This is a genomic window from Candidatus Ulvibacter alkanivorans (assembly GCF_003333325.1).
In the GTDB taxonomy this organism is placed as follows: domain Bacteria; phylum Bacteroidota; class Bacteroidia; order Flavobacteriales; family Flavobacteriaceae; genus Ulvibacter_A; species Ulvibacter_A alkanivorans.
Genome location: NZ_QOLC01000098.1, coordinates 106,993 through 128,680 on the forward strand (window position 1 = coordinate 106,993; position 21,688 = coordinate 128,680).

Here is a 21,688-nt window from a genome sequence, read left to right on the forward strand (position 1 = left end):
ACAATGTACGACGGCAAAATACCAAAGAAAAGATACAAGCACACTCTTCGTTTTGTAAAAAAACATATTGATCCGGAAGCTTCTATTTTAGACCTTGGAGTTGCCAACCCATTTTCTGAAATCTTACAAAACGCAGGCTACTCTGTAACCAATACTTCTGGTGAAGATCTTGACCTAAATACCTCGGCTGTAAAGACCGACGCTTATGATGTAGTTACTGCCTTCGAGATCTTTGAACATCTCGTTTCTCCATTTAATGTGCTTCAAGATATTCAAGCCAACAAATTAGTGGCATCTGTTCCATTGAAGTTATGGTTTGCCTCAGCCTACCAAAGTAAGACCGATGAAAGAGATCGACATTATCATGAATTCGAGGATTGGCAGTTCGACTGGTTATTAGAAAAGGCCGGTTGGAAAATTAGAAGTCGTGAAAAATTTACAAATCCTGTAAGGAAAATTGGAATCCGTCCTATCTTAAGAAGATTCACACCTCGCTATTATATTGTTTATGCTGAAAGGGTCTAATGGATTTCTACATTGTCATACCGGCGTATAATGAAGAAGCTTTTATAGGAAAAACGCTTCAATCGTTAACAGCGCAAACCCTATTACCAAAAAAAATTGTCGTCGTAAACGACGGCTCGACCGACGGCACCCAAGCTATCATCGATCGGTTTGCTAACAAACACTCCTTTATTACTTCAACCATTATTCATTCTGAAGGCGAACATTTACCCGGCAGTAAAGTGATCAATGCATTCTACAAAGGATTTGAACTGTTAGATGATGCCTATGATGTGATCTGTAAGTTTGATGCCGACTTGATCTTTCCGAAGGATTACTTACAGAAAATTGCCGCAATATTCGAGCAAGACCCGACGTGTGGTATGGCAGGTGGACACTGTAGCATTGAAAAAAACGGCAGCTGGCAATTGGAGTCGCTAACCAACAAAGACCATATTCGAGGTGCACTTAAAGCATATAGAAAATCGTGTTTTAAGGCAATTGGCGGACTTAAGAATACCATGGGCTGGGATACTGTTGATGAATTACTTGCGCAATTCCACGGTTGGAAGGTATGTGCCGATACGCAATTAATGGTAAAACACCTCAAACCTACCGGGCATGCGTATGCCGCAGCGGCTAAACACAAACAAGGTAAAGCCTTTTATAAAATGCGCTATGGCTTCTGGCTTACCCATATTGCAGCCGCCAAACTCGCACTGAAAAAACAAAGCCTATCGTATTATATAAATTGTATTCGCGGCTATAATCAGGCAAAAGATGAGAATATGCCTTTTATTGTTTCTGAAGCTGAAGGCGAATTTCTTCGGAAACTGCGATGGAAGGGAATTAAAAAGAAACTGTTTTAAAAAAATATACGAATTACCTAAGTTGTTTTTTTTTAAGAACCCGTATTTTTGAAACTACACACACTACATTATGAATTTCATCAAATCGATTACACTCACATTACTTTTTAGTCTTTTCGTATCGGCCACACTTTTCGCCCAAGAAAGTGACGTGCAAAAACCAAAAAACATCATCCTGCTTATTGGTGATGGTATGGGGTTGAGTCAAGTATCGGCCAGTCAGTATTTTAATGAAAAGGATTCTAATTTTGACCGATTTACCACAGTGGGGTTGATAAAAACCTCATCTTCGAGCGATCTTATCACCGATTCGGCTTCAAGTGCTACGGCCCATGCCGCCGGAATTAAGACTTACAATGGAGCTATTGGTGTCGCACAAGACACCACGGCCGTAAAAACGATAGTAGAAACACTTTCGCAACAAAATTGGCATACAGGTTTGATCGCAACCTCCTCTATCGTGCATGCTACACCTGCCAGCTTTTTTGCACATGTAAAAGCAAGGGGGCTTTATGAGGAAATTGCCACCTATCTACCCTCTTCAGAAGTTGATTATTTTGCCGGTGGCGGACTAGCATTTTTCAATAAAAGAGAAGATAAGAAAGATCTATTAAAGGAGTTAGACATGCAAGGATTTAGTGTTACAACCGATCAATTGCCCGAAAAACTTTCCGAAGCAACTAAAAAACACGCCATTCTATTGGCCGATTATGCCATGCCGAAAATGTTAGAAGGTCGTGGAGATTTCTTACCAAATGCTACACAACAAGCGCTTGAATTTCTATCAAAGGACGACAACGGTTTCTTTTTAATGGTAGAAGGTTCTCAGATCGATTGGGGCGGTCATGCGAAAGACGCTGACTACCTCATTAGTGAGCTACTGGATTTTGATGCGACCATTGGAGTGGCATTAGATTTCGCTGAAGAACATGGCGACACCTTGGTCATTGTAACTGCCGATCATGAGACAGGCGGTTTTACTCTTGCGGCCGATGGAAGCAACTACAACAAGATAGCACCTGCATTTTCAACCGATGGCCATAGCGCAACTATGATCCCGGTTTTTGCGATCGGACCTGGAGCCCATACATTTGGTGGAATTTATGAAAACACCGAGATCTACCATAAAATGATCGAGTTAACAACCAATAAATAAATTGCAGCATACCTTCACAGGAAACAAGGTACACTCTATTAATTTTGTTACTTTAGCAGGAGTTATTACACTATGAAATACCTTCACGATATTGGCTCTTATTTTTTAATGATCAAAAGGGTCTTTAGTAGCTTTACTAAAGGTTCGGTTATTAAAGAATTGATCTTTAAAGAGATCGATGATCTAATCATTGGTTCGTTGGGTATCGTGTCGTTTATTTCATTCTTTGTAGGAGGCGTGATCGCGATCCAAACTGCATTGAATGTTGATAATCCGCTTATACCAAAATCACTTATCGGATTTGCGACCAGGCAATCGGTCATCTTAGAATTTGCACCTACCTTTATTTCTATAATCATGGCAGGAAAGGTTGGATCGTTCATCACCTCTAGTATTGGATCCATGCGTGTAACCGAACAAATAGATGCATTGGAAGTAATGGGAATTAACTCTCTCAACTATTTAGTGTTTCCGAAGATCGTTGCATTGTCATTTTATCCGTTCGTAATTGCACTATCTATGTTTCTAGGTATTGCAGGTGGATGGATTGCCGGAGTGTATGGCGGATTTACAACTTCAACCGATTTTGCGACCGGATTGCAAGACAGTTTTGAACCCTTTCATCTTACCTACGCCTTTATAAAAACGTTCGTCTTCGCCTTTATCTTAGCTACGGTACCCTCATGGCAAGGATATTATATGAAAGGTGGCGCGCTTGAAGTAGGTAAAGCAAGTACAAATTCGTTTGTTTGGACGAGTGTCTTGATCATCTTGTCGAATTATATAATCACCCAATTACTGTTAAGCTAATGATCAAAGTTGAGAACATACATAAAAGTTTTGGGGATGAAACCATTTTAAACGGCATCTCTACTGTGTTCGATAAGGGTAAAACCAATTTGATCATCGGGCAAAGTGGTAGTGGAAAAACAGTGATGCTAAAATGTTTATTAGGATTATTTCGACCTGAGAAAGGCTTTATTTATTATGAAGACAAAGCCATTCAGAACATGGATGATGAGCAGCAGCGTAATCTAAGAGAAGAAATTGGAATGCTATTTCAAGGTGGGGCATTGTTCGATTCGATGACAATTGAAGAAAATGTGATGTTCCCCTTACGCATGTTTACCAAACAGAAGCGCTCCCAAATGCTCGAACGTGTAAACGAAGTATTGGCGCGTGTAAACCTAGAAGGCGTTAACAAAAAATATCCGGCAGAGATCTCGGGTGGAATGCAAAAAAGGGTATCGATCGCGCGTGCTATCGTAAACAACCCTAAATATTTATTTTGTGACGAACCTAATTCGGGCTTAGACCCTAAGACAGCTACGGTAATCGATAATCTTATTCAAGAGATCACTCATGAATACGATATTACTACCGTTGTGGTAACACATGATATGAATTCAGTAATGGAAATTGGCGAAAAGATAGTTTTCTTAAAAAATGGTGTCTTAGTTTGGCAGGGCACAAACGAAGAGATCTTTAAAACCGACAACAAAGACGTTACCAACTTCGTGTATTCGTCAGATCTGTTTAAAAAAATTCGTGATATACAGATCAACGAGCAATAGCGATATTTGCTATTGCACGACCCTTAACGTATCCAGCTTTAGTTTAAATTTAAGCCAATCGGCCAACTTTTCGTTATTCTCGCGACGTTCTCGAGACGAGACACTTCTTTTCCAATCGACAGTGAATACTGGCATCGTATCTACTTTAGAAAAATTAGTAGACACTTGTTTGGCATAGGAAAAAGACTCGAGGTCTGAATACACCAACTTTACCTCCTTGCTCAAATCCTCGAAAGGAATGTCCTTTACCCTTAGTTTGGTGATTTCATCTTCTAGAAATTGTATACGCTCGTCCTTGTCGCGTAATTTCTGTTCGTTGTTCACATACAGGTCTTCTAATATTTCTGTCTTTAGATCGCCAGAAATCTTCTCGGCAAGTTCTCCTGTTTGGTCGGCACCCTGATAGATCTTTAGGTCGCTTTCTTCAAGTCCTTCGGTTTCTTTCAATTCAGTCAACCAACTGTTGATCTTACTTTGCGGGACCGGACGTCCTATTAGGTACACCTCTATATCTTTTGTGTTGTAATCGTAGGTCGATTTTACTACCTCAGCGCCTTCATAACGAATGATCTCTTTTACGAACTCCTTGGTTCGGTTTTCGAATACCTGCTCATCTAATAATTTGATAAAAAGGATTACACTGGGCACCATCACGATGACAGCGATCAATGATGCTAATTGGGCAGTTCGTTTTCTTCGTTTTGAATTCGCATAACGAACCAGTGGGAATCGAAGTAATTTTGATACAATAAAGGTCGCTAACGCAATAAAGACCGCGTTTATAGAGAATAGGTATAACGCACCACCTGCATAGTTAAAGTTTCCAACAGCCAATCCGTAGCCAACCGTACACAACGGTGGCATAAGGGCGGTCGCGATCGCCACACCAAAGATCACACTCGCTATAGTTCCACTTTTCGTCTTCGCCACAATTAACCCTAAGCCACCAAAAATGGCGACAAGCACATCGAGAATGGTAGGGTAAGTACGAGCGATAAGCTCCGGGGTTTCTTCGGTAAGTGGTGAAAGTTTAAAATACAAGAATGCTGTCAACACACTTAGCACCACCATGATCCCAAGGTTAAGAAGCGAACGTTTTAACGTATCTACGTCGTTAATGGCTACCGATAGCCCCACACCAACAATGGGTCCCATTAACGGACTAATTAACATGGCACCAATCACTACTGCCGTGCTACTTACGTTTAGACCGATAGACGCCACAAAGATCGAAAATATCAAGATCCAAGCGGTATGTCCTTTAAAGGGAATGTCTTTTTTTACGGCCGCTATGGTCGCATCTCGATCGCTATCGGCTCGAATATCGAACAATTCGCGAAAGAACTTTTTCAAGCCTTCCCAAGCTGTAAGTTTTATGTTTTCAAATTCCTCGCTGTTGGGAGTTACCTTGATATCCTCCTTGTTGTTTGTATCACTCATTTAGGTATACTTTTTCCCGAACTTCGTATTGATCTCGGCTAACAATTGTTTTATATTCTGTTCTTTTTTCTTCGGAAAGATAAGCAACACGTCGTCCTTATCTACTACTATATAATCGTCGAGACCGTCTAGCACCACTAGTTTTTCCGAATTGGTAAAGATCATATTCCCCTTTGCATCTCGCGTGTAGGGAATGGCCTTTACCACTGCATTTTTATTTTCATCCTTTTCCAACTTCTCATGCAATGCACCCCAAGTTCCTAGATCGTTCCAATCGAATGCTGCTTCTTTTACATATACATTTTCGGCATTTTCCATGATGCCGTAATCGATCGAAATATTCTCGGCCTTTTCGTAGTTGGTCTTAATAAAACGGGTTTCTTCCGAAGTATTATAGACCGGTATTCCTTCAGAAAAAAGCGCATGCATAACGGGCATATGTTGCGCAAAAGCTTCGGTGATACTTGTAACACTCCATAGAAATATCCCGGCATTCCACAAAAAATTTCCATCGGCTAAAAATGACTTTGCCGTATCGTAATCGGGTTTTTCGGTAAATTGTTTTACTTTTTTAATGGGAGTTGCCGCTTGATTGGCTGCTTCAATATAACCGTAACCGGTGTTGGGAAAGGTAGGGGTTATCCCCAAGGTCATTAGCAGGTCTTCCCGTTGGCAGGCGTCGAAACACAATTGAACGTCGTTCGCAAAAGCCGTTTCATCCTCTATCCAATGATCGCTAGGTGCTACGAGCATCAAAGCGTTCGGATTCTCTTTTTTAATTTTTAAGGCTGCCAACAAGATACAAGGCGCAGTATTTCGCATGGCCGGTTCTAAAACTAATTGCGCTTCTGTAATTTCCGGAAGTTGTTCTAATGTTAGGTTGGCATAGCGATCGTTCGTTAACACTAAGATCTGGTCTTTCGGCACCATTTTCGCCAACCGATGGAAAGTAGTTTGTAATAAACTCTTCCCTGTGCCGAGCATATCGTGAAATTGCTTAGGAAAATGGGTAGTACTCACCGGCCAAAACCGAGAACCGATGCCTCCTGCCATGATCACTGCATAATAGTTATTGGTCATTTCCTGCTTTTATAAATTCCACTTCTGCGTTGGGGTTGAACAAGTAGGTACGACCTGTCGCTACTTCCAAACATTCATAGCGTTTTATTCGTTTATTACCTCGCTTAAACACCTTTCCGTTATACAAACGAAATAAAGCCCCATACGGTATTTCAAATATATAATTTTTATCGTTTGGCGGGTCATATTGTTTTAAGGCGAGCGATAGTTTGGCATCGGTATCGCTGGTGGCTCTAGGATTTTTAAAATGAACCGCTAACAGGGGCAATAATTGCTTCGGAAAGATCTCCGGTCGAATAAAGGGTAGCATTATTGCTTGAAAGCTCTGTTTCCATTCGCGTCCATGTGGTTTAATGGCACGCCCGTAGTTATTAAAGGCCACTAAATGAGCGATCTCATGCAGCAAAGTGATGAGAAATCGATACGGATTCAGATTAGCGTTTACTGTTATTTGGTGTTGCCCGCTTGGTAATTTTCTATAATCCCCATGCCGCGTAACACGTTCGTTTACGATCTTTAAATGTACTTGGTGTTGTTTAATAAGTTCGAATACCGGAGCTACGGCATTTTGAGGGATGTAATTAGCAAGTACTTTGTCCATTCCTAGGGTGTAGTTCTAGAGACTTGTAACAACTTCCCGTTGTAATAGCGCTGTCCGGTTAATGAAAAGTCCATTATATAGCTAGCCATTTCTTTGGCAGTTAATGGCGCTTCGTAGCCCGGGAACGCCTCTTCCAACATCTCAGTTTGTACGGCTCCTAACGCGAGTACATTAAAAGCAGGACCGGTTTCCTTATATTCTTCTGCCCATACTTCCGTAAGACTAATGACCGCACCTTTACTACTGCTATAGGCGCTTAATCCCGGAAACTTCATACTGCCTTGTACCCCGCCCATGCTGCTTATATTCACCACATGTCCCTTTTTATTCATAAAGGGCAGTACGGCTTGGGTAAGTGCTGCCAGTCCAAATACATTCACATCGTACACCTCTTTAAAATCGGATACTGAGGTCTTCGAAAATGGTTTGTTGACCAATAAACCGGAGTTGTTGATAAGCACATCTACATGCCCCCAGCGCTCTTTGATAAAAATTGGCACCTTTGCTATATCGTTCTTGTCGGTGATATCGCAGGGAAAACAATGACAATTCGATTCTTCAAATCCGGAGACCGGCACATCATTTCTGGAAAGCGCCAGTACATTATGCCCGGCATCGGTAAACATGGCCACCATCTCGTATCCTATTCCACGACTGGTTCCGGTAATTATTACATTCTTCTTCATATATTCCAAGTATAACAAATCCCGTCCACTTTAACATAAAATAGACGGGATAAAATTTCTTTATCGCAACAGCACCTATGTTTTAATTATACGAACATGGTCACCGGATTCTCAATATACTGTCGTACCGTTTGTAAGAATTTAGCTCCTGTTGCCCCATCTACCGTTCGGTGATCACACGCTAGCGTGATCGTCATGGTGTTTCCAATAGCGATCGCACCATTCTTCACCACCGGTTTTTCTATGATGGCTCCAACCGATAAAATCGCGGAGTTTGGTGCATTAATAATAGAGGTGAACTCTTTGATACCAAACATCCCTAAATTAGAAACCGTAAAGGTACTGCCCTGCATTTCATCGGGCGTGATCTTTTTGCTACGCGCCTTGCCGGCCAGTTCTTTTACGTTGGCGCCAATTTGTGAAAAGCTCATCTGGTCGGCAAATTTTAATACCGGGACCAACAAACCTTCGTCTACGGCAACCGCCACTCCAATATGAATATGTTTTGCAATTTTGGTGGTATCACCTTGCCACTGACTGTTTACTTGCGGATGTTTCCGAAGTGCCATAGCACATGCCTTTACCACCATATCGTTGTACGATATCTTCACATCTGGGTCGCTATTAATTGCAGTTCGCGCGGCCATCGCATGCTCCATATCCAATTCTATGGTGAGGTAATAATGTGGTGCTGAGAACTTCGACTCACCCAATCGCTTGGCAATGGTCTTACGCATTTGCGAATTCTTGCTTTCTTCAAAGCTTTCTTCGCCAACCGGAGTATACGCTTGCCCGGATGCGGCTGGTTGATAATTTTCTATATCGCTTTTTACAATTCGCCCATTATCGCCACTACCTGTAACATGTCGAAGGTTAATTCCTTTTTCTTCTGCTAATTTTTTAGCGAGTGGTGAAGCAAAAATACGCCCTTCGCTAGCTGCTGTACTTTCGGATTTAGATTTTTGTTCGTTTTGTTTAGTTGCTGTGTCTTTCTTTTCTTCGGAAGGAGTCTCCTCTGTTTTTTTAGTTTCCTTTTTATCTTCTGAAGTACTCGTTTTCTTAGCCTCTTTTTTCTGCTTATTAGATGAAGCCTTAATGTTTGAAACATCGGTTCCTTCCGGCCCTATGATCGCGAGCAAGGCATCTACCTTAGCCGTTTCTCCTTCTGAGATACCAATTTTTAACAAGGTCCCCGAGTAAAAAGACTCAAATTCCATAGTGGCTTTGTCGGTCTCTATCTCGGCCAAAATATCACCTTCCTCAACGCTGTCTCCTTCATTCTTAAGCCAAGTAGCTACTGTCCCTTCTTCCATGGTATCACTAAGACGTGGCATGGTAATGATCTCGACACCTTCCGGCAACTCATCATCATCGCTTTCTGAAGACTCCCCTTCTTCATCTTCAGTATCGCTATCGCTCTTTTCTTTGGTTTCTTCGGAAGCTTCCTCTTCTTGTTCTTCTTTTTCCGTTTTTGCTTCAGACGATTTTTTATCAGCTTCTTTGTCGTCGGAACCTTTATCTTTTCCGTCGATTAACTCAGAAACATCTTCGCCCTCTTCTCCAATAATTACTAGCAGTTCGTCAACCGGAGCTGTGTCTCCTTCAGCAATACCAATATGTAAAATGGTGCCTTCGTAAAAAGACTCAAATTCCATAGTCGCCTTATCGGTTTCTATTTCGGCTAGAATATCGCCTTCTTCAACAGTATCACCTTCTTTTACGAGCCATTTTGCAACGGTACCTTCTTCCATGGTATCGCTTAGTCTCGGCATGTTAATTACTTCGGCCATTGCTTATAATTTATGGGATAAAAACGGATAATCTTCTTGTTCGTATACAGAATCGTACATCACGTTCTTTGCCGGATAGTCGGATTCTTCTGCAAACTTCTCACATTCGCTCACCTTATCTTTTACGCGTTTATCGATCTTTTTAATGTCTTCTTCGGAAGCCCACTTTTTCTCATAGATCTTATGAAGCACGTAGGAAATAGGGTCTTCTTCTTGTTTTTTCTTTACTTCATCCTTGGTACGGTAGTGTTGCGCATCACTCATAGAGTGTCCTCTATAGCGATAGGTGCGTATTTCTAGAAAGGTAGGACCATCTCCTCTACGAGCACGATCTATAGCCTCATCCATTTCTTTGGCAACTACTTCAGGTTTCATTCCATCGACCGGCTTACACGGCATTTCGTATCCTAAACCAAGTTTCCAGATGTCGGTATGATTGGCCGTTCGGGCTACCGAGGTTCCCATGGCATAGCCGTTGTTCTCAACACAAAATACGACCGGTAATTTCCATAACATGGCAAGGTTAAAGGTTTCGTGTAATGACCCCTGTCGTGTGGCTCCATCTCCCATATAGGTTAACGTAACCGAATCTCGTTCATGGTATCGATCTGCAAAGGCAAGGCCGGCACCCAAAGGTATTTGTCCTCCCACGATTCCATGACCGCCATAAAACCGATGTTCTTTGGAGAATATATGCATAGAGCCACCAAGTCCTTGAGAAGTTCCGGTTGCTTTTCCATACAGTTCGGCCATTACTTTCTTAGGGTCTACGCCCATCCCAATAGGTTGCACGTGGTTCCTATAGGCGGTGATCATGCGGTCCTTGTCAAGATCCATAGCATGTAATGCACCGGCGAGCACGGCTTCCTGTCCGTTATACAAATGTAGGAACCCTCTCACTTTTTGTTTTATATATACTTGAGCTAGTTTATCTTCGAACTTACGCCAAAACAGCATGTTCTCATACCAATCTAAGTAGGTGTTCTTTGTAATTTTTTTCATTAGTAAGCTGAATTAATTTCAGTAACAACAGTAGCACTACCGATGTTCCTCTAGTGCACAATTTACTTCCGAAGAGAAGCGCATCGCACGATTAACAAAAATACTATATTCTGTAGGACTACAAAACACCGAAACACTAAAAAACTGCTAATTCGTTAGAGATAGGAATTATCGAAGATAAGTGGCAACAACTCTTTTATAGAATTGGCTTTGACCACTTTTCCCGTTTCCCCCATAAAATAGATCGCTATTGGGGATCGCTGTTTTACTTCGTATTCGGCCAGAACTTGTCTACAGGCTCCACACGGCGGTGTAGGAACGGCTACCGTATGATTTAGGGATCGTACGGTAAGTGCCATTTGCTTTAAAATTGCATCGGGGTAGGTAGCACCCGCATGAAAAGCGGCAACCCTTTCGGCACAAAGTCCGGACGGGAAGGCAGCATTCTCTTGGTTATTACCCAACACTATTTCTCCCGAATCGAGTTTAATGGCTGCACCTACCATAAAATGTGAATAAGGCGCATAAGCATTTTCACGTGCTTGCTGCGCCTTATTCATTAATTCTTGAATGTCTTTAGGAAGCGTATCGACAGATTCGAACACTTCTAAATGTGTTTCAATCGTTATTTTTTTCACACTACTAATATTCGTCGTACTCGTCACCAAAGTTAAAGGTAAGACCAAATCGCAAGGTTCCTTCTAGCGGACTTCTCACTTTAGAAGTAGAGAACAAGTATGACACATCGATATTGATAGCGGTATACTTAAATCCAGCTCCTATAGAAAGGAATTTACGTGATCCTTTTTCTTCGCTTTCGTTAAAATATCCGGTACGAAGTGCAAAGAAGTCTTGATACCAATATTCGGCTCCAAGTGCCCATGTAAATTCTTTTAATTCTTCGCTAAATCCGTCTGGAGCATCTCCAAACGATTGGAATATACCTGAGAAAAACCCTATGTCTTCATATTCTTCATCATCTTCGGCATCTATATCGCCATCACCATCAAAATCCTGTGGTGTTGGTACGAGTAATTTATTAACCTCTAAGCTAAGCCCTACTTTGTTGTAAGCGTCTAAGATAAAATCGAATCCGGCACCTAGGCCTAAGTTTGTAGGCAAGTTGTTTTCTTGACCGGTTTCATCGTACTTAAGTTTTGGTCCCACATTAGAAATATTGAAACCTGCTCTCCAGCGTCCGTCAAAATCGTTATAGGCTATTTCTTCACTTTGGTAATACCCAGCCACATCTACGGCGAAGGTACTTGCTGCAGATGAATCTTCATTTCCTGTTGGGAATTTCAGGTTCGAGCTAATAAAACGACCTGCAACTCCTAATGCAAATCGCTCACTTAATCGAAGCGAATAGGAAACATCTAATAAGAGTTCATTTGGGTTTACGATCAAAGGTTGTTGATCTGCCGTTTCACGAAGTTCGATCTCACCGGTACTAAAATACCTCAAACTACCTGCAACTGCACTACGTTCGTTGATACGATTGTAATACGTAAGGTTTCCGAGGAAAATATCGTTCACCAACTGGCTTAGATAAGGTGTATAAGTTACACCCACTCCTTGTTTTGAAATAGCAAAAGCATATTTAGCAGGGTTCCACTGTTGTGAAAACGCATCGGCAGAGGTAGCTACACCTATATCTCCCATACCGGCAGATCGTGGGTCGGCTGCTATCAATACAAATGGTACTGCTGTGGTAATTACACGTTGATCGATTGTGGAATTGTCTTCTTGGGCTGTTGCATTCTTTGAAACTAACACTAAACCAATGAGGGTCAGGATAAAAAATTTCTTCATGAGGTATAAATTTTGACAAATATAATTTTATATTTTTAAAGGATGACGAGTTTTTCAAATTTTTCAACTCGCTTATTGGTTAACGTAGATTTCACCGTAATCTTATACACATACACGCCTTTCCCGATTCGGTCGCCAAAATCGTCTCTCCCATCCCATACAATATCACGTGACAAAAAGCCATCTGTATTAATGATCTGGTTCTTGGTCCAAACCACTTTTCCAGTTACTGTAAATACCTGAACCTGTACATCTAAAGGCTCAAAAGGCCGATTGTGATTAAACCAGAATTCGGTGTAATCCACAAATGGATTAGGGTAATTCAACACCCTATTTATCTTAAGCTCATCATCACCTGCGACCACAAATTGGATCTCTGCCGTAGACGAATTATTATACACATCCCACGCTTTGAACGTTAGTGTGTGTAATCCTTTTTCAAGGTCACGGAATTTAAAATTGGTTTCTCCTTTGGTGAAATCGTCTACATCACCTTGATAATAATCATTAAGTACAAAAGGATTGGTTTCATCTCCATCTAGTATGGCGATCATGTCGTGACCAATTCCACTAGCTGTATTTATACCATTCTCATCTTCGAGTTTTGCTATAAGTATAGGTGAATCATTGGTAATTCCACCCGAAACGAAACTCTCATCATTCATAAACAATCGTATTAACGGCCCCTCATTATCTTCAGGGGCATTTTCATTAAGTCCACCAATTTGCAGATCGAAACTTACTCCGGTTTGATCTTCTAACGAATTATTTCGCTGTGCATACAAACTCGCACGACCGGCGCCAACAGGAATTTGAATGTCTCTAGGGACCACGAACTCGAATTCGAACTGACCATTATTCACCGATGCCTGCCCATTAAAAAGCCCCTCTCCTAAGGTCGTAAAGTTTAGGATCAATAGTGGACAACCGGTACATTCTCTCACTCCATCGTTACCTAAGGTTTGTCGTTCTACTTTCTTATCGAAGATCTTGGCTTCAAGCACCCCGCTATAATCGGTCATGAGGTTCCCAGACTCATCTAGCACCTCACCACCAATCTTCACACGACTTAGTGCTTGTAGCGTGTCGGTTGCTTGGGCAATCGGCACGTCGTTGAGGGTGGTTAATCGCACTTGTGGCTTCGGAAATGCAAGCTTCATTGCCGGATCACCAATAGAAAATACCACACGACGTAATACATCCCCTATTTCATTCTTTGCCAATCGTAAGGATTCGGCCGGTGTATCGTAATTTGTAGTACCATATCCAAATAAATAAGGTGCTAACACCTCATTAAATTGAACTCCTAATGTAACCGTAATTGATCGAGTAGTAGTTAACAACGAAATAGCTCCTCCTTCTCGATTCCAGTAGATCAACTCACCGGCTGTAATGCGCAACGGATTGTCGAACTTAGTATATTCACAGGTTATGGTAACAATTAACGGGAATCGTGGTGCATTTCGTAAATTCTCACCATCACTTTTAGTAAATATAAATTCTTTCGCAATTCCATCTTCTCCCCCATGCCCAAAATAGGTGATGATCAACGACCCTACATCGATCACATTTTTAATAGCTTCATTTACTTCAGGATAGCGATCTCCCCCTGCAGAGGTTTCTTGTTGGTAGGCGTCGGAATGAATTTTTTTAACATTGATAAATGGTTTTTCAGCTTCGATCTGATCACCAATAGCGTCGAGAGTGACTTCTAAGTCTTCATATTCATACACCTCATCTACATCGTCGGAGATCAAGACAAAATTATTTCGCCAATTCCCGTAGGCTTCTTGAGAACTGTAGGTAATGATCTTATTTACCATTGCATTGGCGAGTCCAACTTCATCAGCGAGAATTCTTCCAACAGCAATATCCAGTCTATCGCTTCCCGTCATTGTCCCTTCACCATCGTCCACACTTCCGAAGAAATCATCGGTCATAAAAGAACTAACCGTGCTTCGACTGCTCAAGGTGTGAAAAGTAGGCACGACATTATTATTGTCTGGCAGTCGGTTCTTATAATCTACAGAAGTATCACCAAACAAACACAAATATTTAATGCGCTTATTGGGAGATGATGCATTATCGTAAATATATTTTACAAAGTTTCGAATGGCGCTAATATCTTGCTTACCCGAACTAAACTCCTCATAGATCTTATCGGTAGTCACCACCTTCACATTTAGTCCATTCAAATTTTTATGATGTGTGGCTAAACGCAACGCTGGTTGTATTAGAAAAGGAGAAGTTACGATCAAGTAATCAATATCTTTAAAGTTACCGGAGGCATCGTTAAAGATCGTTCCCTTTAGATCTTGATTTGGCACTCTCGATTCTGTCAATTTTACCGGAACGTACAGGTCATTAGGGTCTATGGCCACATACTTTCGAACTGTACCCAGTTGTGCCTTTATACTAATATTACCGGCACCTTCATCGTTTCTTTTTTCTGAAATATTTTGAGGATTGGTAACATCCCATATTGAAACAAATTGTGAAGCATTTTGAAGCTCATAGCTTGCAACTCCAGAACCGGTTGCCGCCTCACGGTTTTCAAAGGCTAATTGGCCATCACCCCCGGACAACGTACTGGTTGCCTGAATTCGAATATAATCTAAATAAGCAATGCTGGCAGGGTTACCTGAATTATTATAATTTAGTGTTACAGACACATTACCATCTCCCGGAGCAGGCACTTGAACCGTCGTAAAATCTGGATCTATTAACAAGGATTCTCCGGTTTCCGAAAAGGTAAGTGGATCGACACTAGTGTTATTAATATCGATCGACATTGATGTATTGGTTTCAGAAGAAGCCACGGCACGAATGGTTACTCGCATATCAGAACCGCTGGCGATATTCGGGATTGAAAAATCGAACGTCTGTTCATTCTCGATATCGAATCGGTTGCTTACCCATCTTCGGCCCAATTTAGACGGACTCTCTTCGTCTTCTTCAAAAAAGACGGTGTTATCATAAGTTGTAAAGGTCGTAGTTGGATTCTGCGTAGGTTCTAGCATTGGCAATACGCGTCTCCCTGAACCACCATCTGCGGTGATATAATAATAGGAGTCATCGCTATACGGATTAATATGAGAATCGTTTTCTTCATCATAGCCTAAGGTGCTACTTCCGTAGAACAAAATAAAATCATTAGCATCGAAGGATCCATCCTGCTCACCAACCACTTGGATTGCGATCTCCGGATTGTCGTAAATAATAGAGCCAGCATCTATTTGTAATGGCATTGGTTTACCGCCATTACCATATATTTTTATATTTCTTGGGTTGATCGCATCGGTATCCATTCCCAGATCGTCTAAAAAACTTTTGGAGATCCTTTGAACACCCGTTTTCTCAACTTTAAATTTAAACCAATTCCCTGTAGCCAAAACAGAGTTGACTATTGGCTGCCGGCTTGATGCTCCTAACGAACCTCTTTGTTTGGAATAGTCGACCGTAAAGGAAGTGACTTTTTGATAAGTTCCATTTCGTCTTACGATAGGAGAAACGGTAAGTAAGGTGTATATTTTATCTCTACCTTTGGAACTTCGAATGGTATAGGTTAACGTCTCTTCAACCAACGCTTTATTAATAAGCGTTTGCTCTTTTGCGGTTAAAGGGCTGTATTGCACGTTTCGCAATTGTAGTGTGCTGGGATTCGCATAGCCGTCGTCTTCCCAAACTTCTTGAAATTGTATGCGCTCTTCACTAATTTGGAGTTTCAGTGGGTTATACGATTCTTCTTTAGCTGTCACACCACCAGAAAAAGCGGTGCTAGTTGCAACCGAATTCACATCATCACCCCAGTTGTTCCAGGCAATCTTTATATTTTTTGTTTGTCCGAATACAGCAGCCGAAAGGGCAACTACAAGCAAAAAAAGTATTGTTTTTTTCATCATAACCATTAACGCTTCAAATATACACTTAGTATGGTTTACACCTTCAAAGTTTTTTTATAAGTGTGAAAATTGATATAATAATTAAGAATATATTACGTTTGCATTTCGATTGGTAGGAAAAATAGTGCATTCCTAACATCGCAGAAATATTAAAATAATATTGCATTTTTATCGTTAATTACTATATTGCGAACCCAATTTTTTCATAATCTGAACTATGAACTTACGAAAAACAGTCACTTTACGGCTTATTTTAGCTATCGTTGCAACCACACTTTTAATTAGTTGTAACAAATCCCGTGATTACAAAAACAGTTCCAGAGCTACTGGTTGGAAGATGAACGCCAAAGAAGGTGGATTCCAGTACAACCCGAAAGCAAAAGAACAAGAAACCGGCCCCGGATTAGTATTTGTGGAAGGTGGTACTTACACTATGGGTAAGGTACAGGATGATCCGATGCACGATTGGAACAACACCCCAACACAACAACACGTTCAGTCTTTCTACATGGACGAAACCGAGGTTACCAACCTAATGTACTTAGAATACCTAGATTGGTTAAAAAGAGTATTCCCTCCAAGTGATGATAACTATCGCTTAATTTACGAAGGCGCATTACCAGACACGCTTGTTTGGAGAAACCGTCTAGGATTTAACGAAGTGATGACCAACAACTACCTTCGTCACCCTGCCTATGCCGATTATCCGGTAGTAGGTGTTAGTTGGATCCAAGCAGTAGAATTCAGTAACTGGAGAACCGACCGAGTTAACGAACTTATTTTAGAAGAAGAAGGTTTTACTTCTCGTAACGCTCGTTACGACGTAGATGCCGGTGAAACTTTTAGCACACAAACCTATTTAGACAGTCCTACATTAACCTATGGTGGAAAAGACTCTATCACTCGTGGTGGAAAGCGTTCTGAATCGCTATTAAAGAGAAATGAAGACAGTACCAACCTTTATGTACAACGTAAAGACGGACTATTACTGCCTGCGTATCGCCTGCCTACCGAAGCTGAGTGGGAATATGCTGCACTTGGATTAGTTGGACTAAGAAGTTATAACGTTTATCGCGGAAGAAAAAAATATCCATGGGATGGTCAATATACACGTTCCGGAAAGAGAAGAAGCCGTGGCGATCAATTGGCCAACTTTAAACAAGGTGACGGTGACTACGGTGGAATTGCAGGATGGAGTGATGACGGTGCCGATATTACTGCCGAAGTTAAATCATACGAGCCAAACGATTACGGACTTTACGACATGGCCGGAAACGTAGCAGAATGGGTTGCCGATGTGTATCGCCCCATCGTAGATGACGAATTTAACGACTTTAACTACTATCGTGGAAACGTCTACACCAAAAACGCTATTGGGAAAGATGGAAAGGCAAAAATAGTTACTGCAGACTCGATTGTGTACGATACGCTAAGCAACGGACGAATCGTAGCGCGTAATTTACCGGGTGAGATCCTACAAGTTCCTGTAGATGAAAAAGAAACATATTTAAGAACTAACTTCTCTGAAAGTGACAATCGTGACTACAGAGATGGTGATAAGCGCTCTACTCGTTATTACCAATCGTTTGGCGCAGCCGAATTTGGTGAAGAAGAGACCGAAGAAGACACCAAACGTATGTATAATTCACCAAAGCATAAAGTCTATGCAGATAGCTCTGGAACACTGGAACGACAGTATGATGAGTCTTCTAACCGAACTACCCTTATCGACAATGAAGTACGAGTATACAAAGGTGGTTCATGGAGAGATCGCGACTACTGGTTAGACCCGGCACAAAGACGCTATTTCCCACAAGATATGGCAACCGATTATATCGGATTTAGATGTGCAATGTCTCGCGTTGGTTCTAAATCTAAAAAAGGAAAAAGACCTAGAAACTAGGTTGATTACAATAAAAAAAAAGACCCTCCTATACTTCTTGTGTAGGAGGGTTTTTTAGTACATTTAAGTTATGAATATAGAAGAAATTTACGGTCATTTCCTTAAAAGCTCCGGTATTTGCACAGACACTAGAAAGATCACGCCAAACTGTTTGTTCGTTGCACTAAAAGGAGCGAAGTTCGATGGAAATACTTTTGCTTCCGAAGCAATACAACAAGGAGCGTACAAAGCGCTTATAGATGACCCAACTTACGAAAACAGCACTGGCACTACCCTCTTATGTGAAAACAGCTTAGAAACACTTCAGCGGCTGGCAACACACCATCGTAAAGCCTTGGGACTTCCCATTATTGCGTTGACCGGAAGTAATGGAAAGACGACCACCAAGGAACTGATCCACGCTGTGTTAGCACAACAATACAAGGTTTCGGCAACCATCGGCAACCTAAACAATCATATTGGTGTACCACTTACCTTGTTAAATATGCACCAAGAAACCGAGATAGGAATCGTTGAAATGGGAGCTAATCATCACGGAGAAATCGCCGCACTTTGTGAAATCGCACTGCCCGATTATGGTTATATAACGAATTTTGGCAAGGCGCACTTGGAAGGCTTCGGAAGCTTAGAAGGGGTCGTAAAAGCCAAAACTGAATTGTACCGACATCTCAAGGAGCGAGGAAAACCGGTATTTGTAAATACAGCTGATGCAAAGCAAATCGAAAACACCAAAGACATGGAGATCATTCCAATTCCTAAAAAAGGTATAGACGCTTATATGTCAAGTTCTTCGGAAGACAATACCATTGGCATACAGTACGATAAAATCGAAATCAGAAGTAGGTTGGTTGGCGATTATAACTATCACAATCTGTTGGCAGCACTCACGATAGGAACCCATTTTAGTATTACCCCTGCGAACGCAAAACGTGCTATAGAATCGTATGTACCGTCGAATAACAGATCGCAGGTCATCGAAAAGAATAGCAACAAGATTATCATGGATGCTTATAATGCGAATCCTACAAGTATGCAAGCCGCAATACAAAATTTCGAGCGTGCCAAAGGTGACCAAAAGTACTTATTCTTAGGAGATATGTTCGAACTTGGTAAGGACGCAGCCACAGAACACCAACAGATCACTGATTACCTTTCCAAACACTCAATTGGAACTACTTATATCATTGGTGAGAACTTTTATAAAACGAAGTCAGACGCAGCACATATACATCAATATAGGTCATTTCAAGAATTAGCCGACGCATTAAAGAACATCTCACTTTCAAATAGTTTAATATTGATCAAAGGTTCGCGTGGCATGGCCTTAGAACGAATTGTACCGTTACTGTAGCGCAAAAATATTCGTATTAAAAGCATGATTTGAAATGGTCTTCTTTAAAAGTAGAGGATCAAATAATTTGCATCATTAAATAGTTATATCCAAAATAAACCCACACTTGCAAATACAATCCCTATGTGCTAGCGCACAGTAGAGATTCTTCCACAAACCAATCAAGGATTACTCGTGTGATCCAAATCAAACCAACGCCTGCAAATACAATCCCAATGTGCTAGCGCACAGTAGAGATTCTTCCACAAACCAATCAAGGATTACTCGCGTGATCCAAATCAAACCCACGCCTGCAAATACAATCCCAATGTGCTAGCGCACAGTAAGGATTTTTATTTTCTCCAAAATTCTGAACCTCCGGTTCAATTCTGTCGAAAATAAAAATCCCGATGAATTACTTCATCGGGATTGTGCTTGATGTGGGCCATATTGGATTCGAACCAATGACTTCCACGTTGTCGACGTGACACTCTGAACCAACTGAGTTAATGGCCCGTTAATTACGATGCAAGATACTTAAACTGATGCATTAATTAAACCTATTTGCTCTCATTATTTTCGCTTCGGAAAACTATTCTTCAATGACGATGAGATGAGACAATCGGTTACGCACTGAACCTTCGATTCAATTATGTCGAAAATAAAAATCCCGATGAATTACTTCATCGGGATTCTGCTTTATGTGGGCGCGAAGGGATTCGAACCCCTGACCCCTTGGGTGTAAACCAAGTGCTCTGAACCAACTGAGCTACGCGCCCCTACTGTTAGGGACGGCAAATATAAGGTAGTTTTTAATACCCGCAAAAAAATAGTTGAAAAAAAATTACAAAACTTCAGCAACCACAAAAGTACTGCCTCCTACAAATATTAGGTCGTTTGTATTGGCGCACGCTAGTGCAGCCTGATATGCTTTTTCAACACTTTGATAGTGAGCTCCTTTTAAGCTATAGTTAGCAGCCGTTTCTTGCAGGACCGCCGCGTCCATGCCCCTGGGAACGTCTGCCTTACAAAAATAATAGACCGCCTCTTTTGGAAATAATGGTAACAAGTCCTTTAAAGATTTATCGTTAGTTGTGCCAAGCACTATATGAAGCGTCTTATATTGCTCTTGCCGTACTTGAGCGAGCACCATCGCTATTCCCTCTTTATTATGTGCTGTATCGCAAATCACTTTTGGTCCATCTCGAAGCAGCTGCCATCGCCCTTGTAATCCTGTGTTCATCACAGTACGCTGTAAACCTTTATCAATATCGTGCGTCGAAATGTTCCAATTCAATTCCCGAAGTACTCGAACTGTAGCGAGTACGGTTCGTATGTTCTTCTTCTGATAACTACCTTTAAGATCGGAAGTAAAGGGCGGATGCGCATCTAAGGCTGCAAAATGGATAGGCGCCTTATTCTCTAAGGCTTTTTTCTGAAAGACCTCTTTAGTCTCCTTTTGTGTTTCTCCAATTACAACCGGGGTTTCGTTTTTTATAATGCCCGCTTTTTCTGAAGAGATCTCTACCAAGGTTGAACCCAAAAATTGTGTATGGTCCAATCCTATATTGGTAATGACAGATACCTCGGGCATAACGATATTGGTACTGTCCAAGCGGCCACCCATACCTACTTCGATCACGGCTATATCTATATTTTCGGTTCTAAAGTAATCGAAGGCCATTCCAACCGTCATTTCAAAAAAAGACAATTGGTTGGTTTCAAAAAACGAACGATGGTTTGTTACAAAATTGATCACAGCTTGTTCTGAGATCATTTCACCATTGATCTTTATACGCTCCCTAAAATCCTTTAGATGCGGTGACGTATACAATCCTACTTTATACCCTGCCTCTTGCAATATAGAAGCCAACATATGGCTGGTAGATCCCTTTCCGTTGGTCCCGGCCACATGAACACTTTTAAATTCACGTTCGGGGTGGTCTAAATGAGCAGCTAGCAATAAGGTATTCGACAGGTCGGCTTTATACGCTACTTGACCTACACGTTGATACATGGGAAGCTGACTAAACAGCCAA

The 21,688-nt window shown here is 41.3% G+C and carries 17 protein-coding genes and 2 tRNA genes; 7 read left to right on the top strand and 12 right to left on the bottom strand.

The window, feature by feature from the left end; translation table 11 throughout:
• Positions 1-3 precede the first annotated feature (3 nt).
• The 5 genes from DWA30_RS11230 (at position 4) to DWA30_RS11250 (ending at position 4,103) form a co-directional block, all read left to right on the top strand.
• Positions 4-525: a methyltransferase domain-containing protein gene (locus DWA30_RS11230; protein ID WP_114492636.1), complete on the top strand. Its 522-nt coding sequence runs from the start codon at positions 4-6 to the stop codon at positions 523-525.
• The gene (locus tag DWA30_RS11235; RefSeq protein ID WP_114492637.1) at positions 525-1,373 is read left to right on the top strand and encodes a glycosyltransferase family 2 protein; all 849 of its coding nucleotides are present in this window, start codon (positions 525-527) and stop codon (positions 1,371-1,373) included. The genes DWA30_RS11230 and DWA30_RS11235 overlap by 1 nt, the downstream gene beginning before the upstream one ends.
• A 70-nt stretch (positions 1,374-1,443) precedes the next feature.
• Positions 1,444-2,529, top strand: coding sequence for an alkaline phosphatase (locus tag DWA30_RS11240; RefSeq protein WP_114492638.1), 1,086 nt, complete (start codon positions 1,444-1,446; stop codon positions 2,527-2,529).
• 72 nt (positions 2,530-2,601) lie between these two features.
• On the top strand, positions 2,602-3,339 hold the full coding sequence (locus DWA30_RS11245) for an MlaE family ABC transporter permease (RefSeq protein ID WP_114492639.1): 738 nt from the start codon (positions 2,602-2,604) through the stop codon (positions 3,337-3,339).
• On the top strand, positions 3,339-4,103 hold the full coding sequence (locus DWA30_RS11250; protein WP_114492640.1) for an ABC transporter ATP-binding protein: 765 nt from the start codon (positions 3,339-3,341) through the stop codon (positions 4,101-4,103). The genes DWA30_RS11245 and DWA30_RS11250 overlap by 1 nt, the downstream gene beginning before the upstream one ends.
• Positions 4,104-4,112: 9 nt before the next feature.
• On the opposite strand, the gene DWA30_RS11255 is transcribed toward DWA30_RS11250, so the two are convergent.
• The 9 genes from DWA30_RS11255 to porU form a co-directional block, all read right to left on the bottom strand.
• Positions 4,113-5,543, bottom strand: coding sequence for a DUF389 domain-containing protein (locus DWA30_RS11255; RefSeq protein ID WP_114492641.1), 1,431 nt, complete (start codon positions 5,541-5,543; stop codon positions 4,113-4,115).
• Complete coding sequence (locus DWA30_RS11260) at positions 5,544-6,623, bottom strand: mannose-1-phosphate guanylyltransferase (RefSeq protein WP_114492642.1); 1,080 nt, start codon at positions 6,621-6,623, stop codon at positions 5,544-5,546. It abuts the gene before it with no gap.
• Positions 6,613-7,224 carry a SprT-like domain-containing protein gene (locus DWA30_RS11265; protein WP_114492643.1) on the bottom strand — a complete coding sequence of 204 codons (612 nt, stop codon included), beginning with the start codon at positions 7,222-7,224 and terminating at the stop codon, positions 6,613-6,615. Before DWA30_RS11265 ends, DWA30_RS11260 begins: the two co-directional genes overlap by 11 nt.
• 2 nt (positions 7,225-7,226) lie before the next feature.
• The gene (locus DWA30_RS11270) at positions 7,227-7,910 is read right to left on the bottom strand and encodes an SDR family NAD(P)-dependent oxidoreductase (protein WP_114492644.1); all 684 of its coding nucleotides are present in this window, start codon (positions 7,908-7,910) and stop codon (positions 7,227-7,229) included.
• Between the two features lie 86 nt (positions 7,911-7,996).
• The gene (locus tag DWA30_RS11275) at positions 7,997-9,700 is read right to left on the bottom strand and encodes a pyruvate dehydrogenase complex dihydrolipoamide acetyltransferase (protein ID WP_114492645.1); all 1,704 of its coding nucleotides are present in this window, start codon (positions 9,698-9,700) and stop codon (positions 7,997-7,999) included.
• Between the two features lie 3 nt (positions 9,701-9,703).
• Positions 9,704-10,702, bottom strand: a complete 999-nt coding sequence (pdhA, locus tag DWA30_RS11280) for a pyruvate dehydrogenase (acetyl-transferring) E1 component subunit alpha (protein ID WP_114492646.1) — start codon at positions 10,700-10,702, stop codon at positions 9,704-9,706.
• A 155-nt stretch (positions 10,703-10,857) separates the two neighbouring features.
• Positions 10,858-11,340, bottom strand: coding sequence for a cytidine deaminase (locus DWA30_RS11285; RefSeq protein ID WP_114492647.1), 483 nt, complete (start codon positions 11,338-11,340; stop codon positions 10,858-10,860).
• Positions 11,341-11,344: 4 nt separating this feature from the next.
• On the bottom strand, positions 11,345-12,514 hold the full coding sequence (gene porV, locus DWA30_RS11290) for a type IX secretion system outer membrane channel protein PorV (RefSeq protein ID WP_114492648.1): 1,170 nt from the start codon (positions 12,512-12,514) through the stop codon (positions 11,345-11,347).
• A gap of 35 nt (positions 12,515-12,549) precedes the next feature.
• Positions 12,550-16,422, bottom strand: a complete 3,873-nt coding sequence (porU, locus tag DWA30_RS11295) for a type IX secretion system sortase PorU (protein ID WP_498365828.1) — start codon at positions 16,420-16,422, stop codon at positions 12,550-12,552.
• Positions 16,423-16,633: 211 nt separating this feature from the next.
• On the opposite strand from porU, the gene gldJ reads away from it, so the two are divergent.
• Entirely contained in the window at positions 16,634-18,319 is a 1,686-nt protein-coding gene (gene gldJ / locus DWA30_RS11300) for a gliding motility lipoprotein GldJ (protein ID WP_114492650.1), read from the top strand.
• A 70-nt stretch (positions 18,320-18,389) separates the two neighbouring features.
• On the top strand, positions 18,390-19,670 hold the full coding sequence (locus tag DWA30_RS11305; RefSeq protein ID WP_114492651.1) for a UDP-N-acetylmuramoyl-tripeptide--D-alanyl-D-alanine ligase: 1,281 nt from the start codon (positions 18,390-18,392) through the stop codon (positions 19,668-19,670).
• 420 nt (positions 19,671-20,090) lie between these two features.
• Here DWA30_RS11305 and DWA30_RS11310 read toward each other — a convergent pair.
• The 3 genes from DWA30_RS11310 to DWA30_RS11320 all read right to left on the bottom strand — a co-directional run bounded on the left by DWA30_RS11310 (position 20,091) and on the right by DWA30_RS11320 (position 21,666).
• Positions 20,091-20,165, bottom strand: a tRNA-Val gene (locus DWA30_RS11310).
• 188 nt (positions 20,166-20,353) lie between these two features.
• Positions 20,354-20,428, bottom strand: a tRNA-Val gene (locus DWA30_RS11315).
• A gap of 65 nt (positions 20,429-20,493) precedes the next feature.
• The gene (locus DWA30_RS11320) at positions 20,494-21,666 is read right to left on the bottom strand and encodes a bifunctional folylpolyglutamate synthase/dihydrofolate synthase (RefSeq protein ID WP_114492652.1); all 1,173 of its coding nucleotides are present in this window, start codon (positions 21,664-21,666) and stop codon (positions 20,494-20,496) included.
• Between the last annotated feature and the right edge of the window lie 22 nt (positions 21,667-21,688).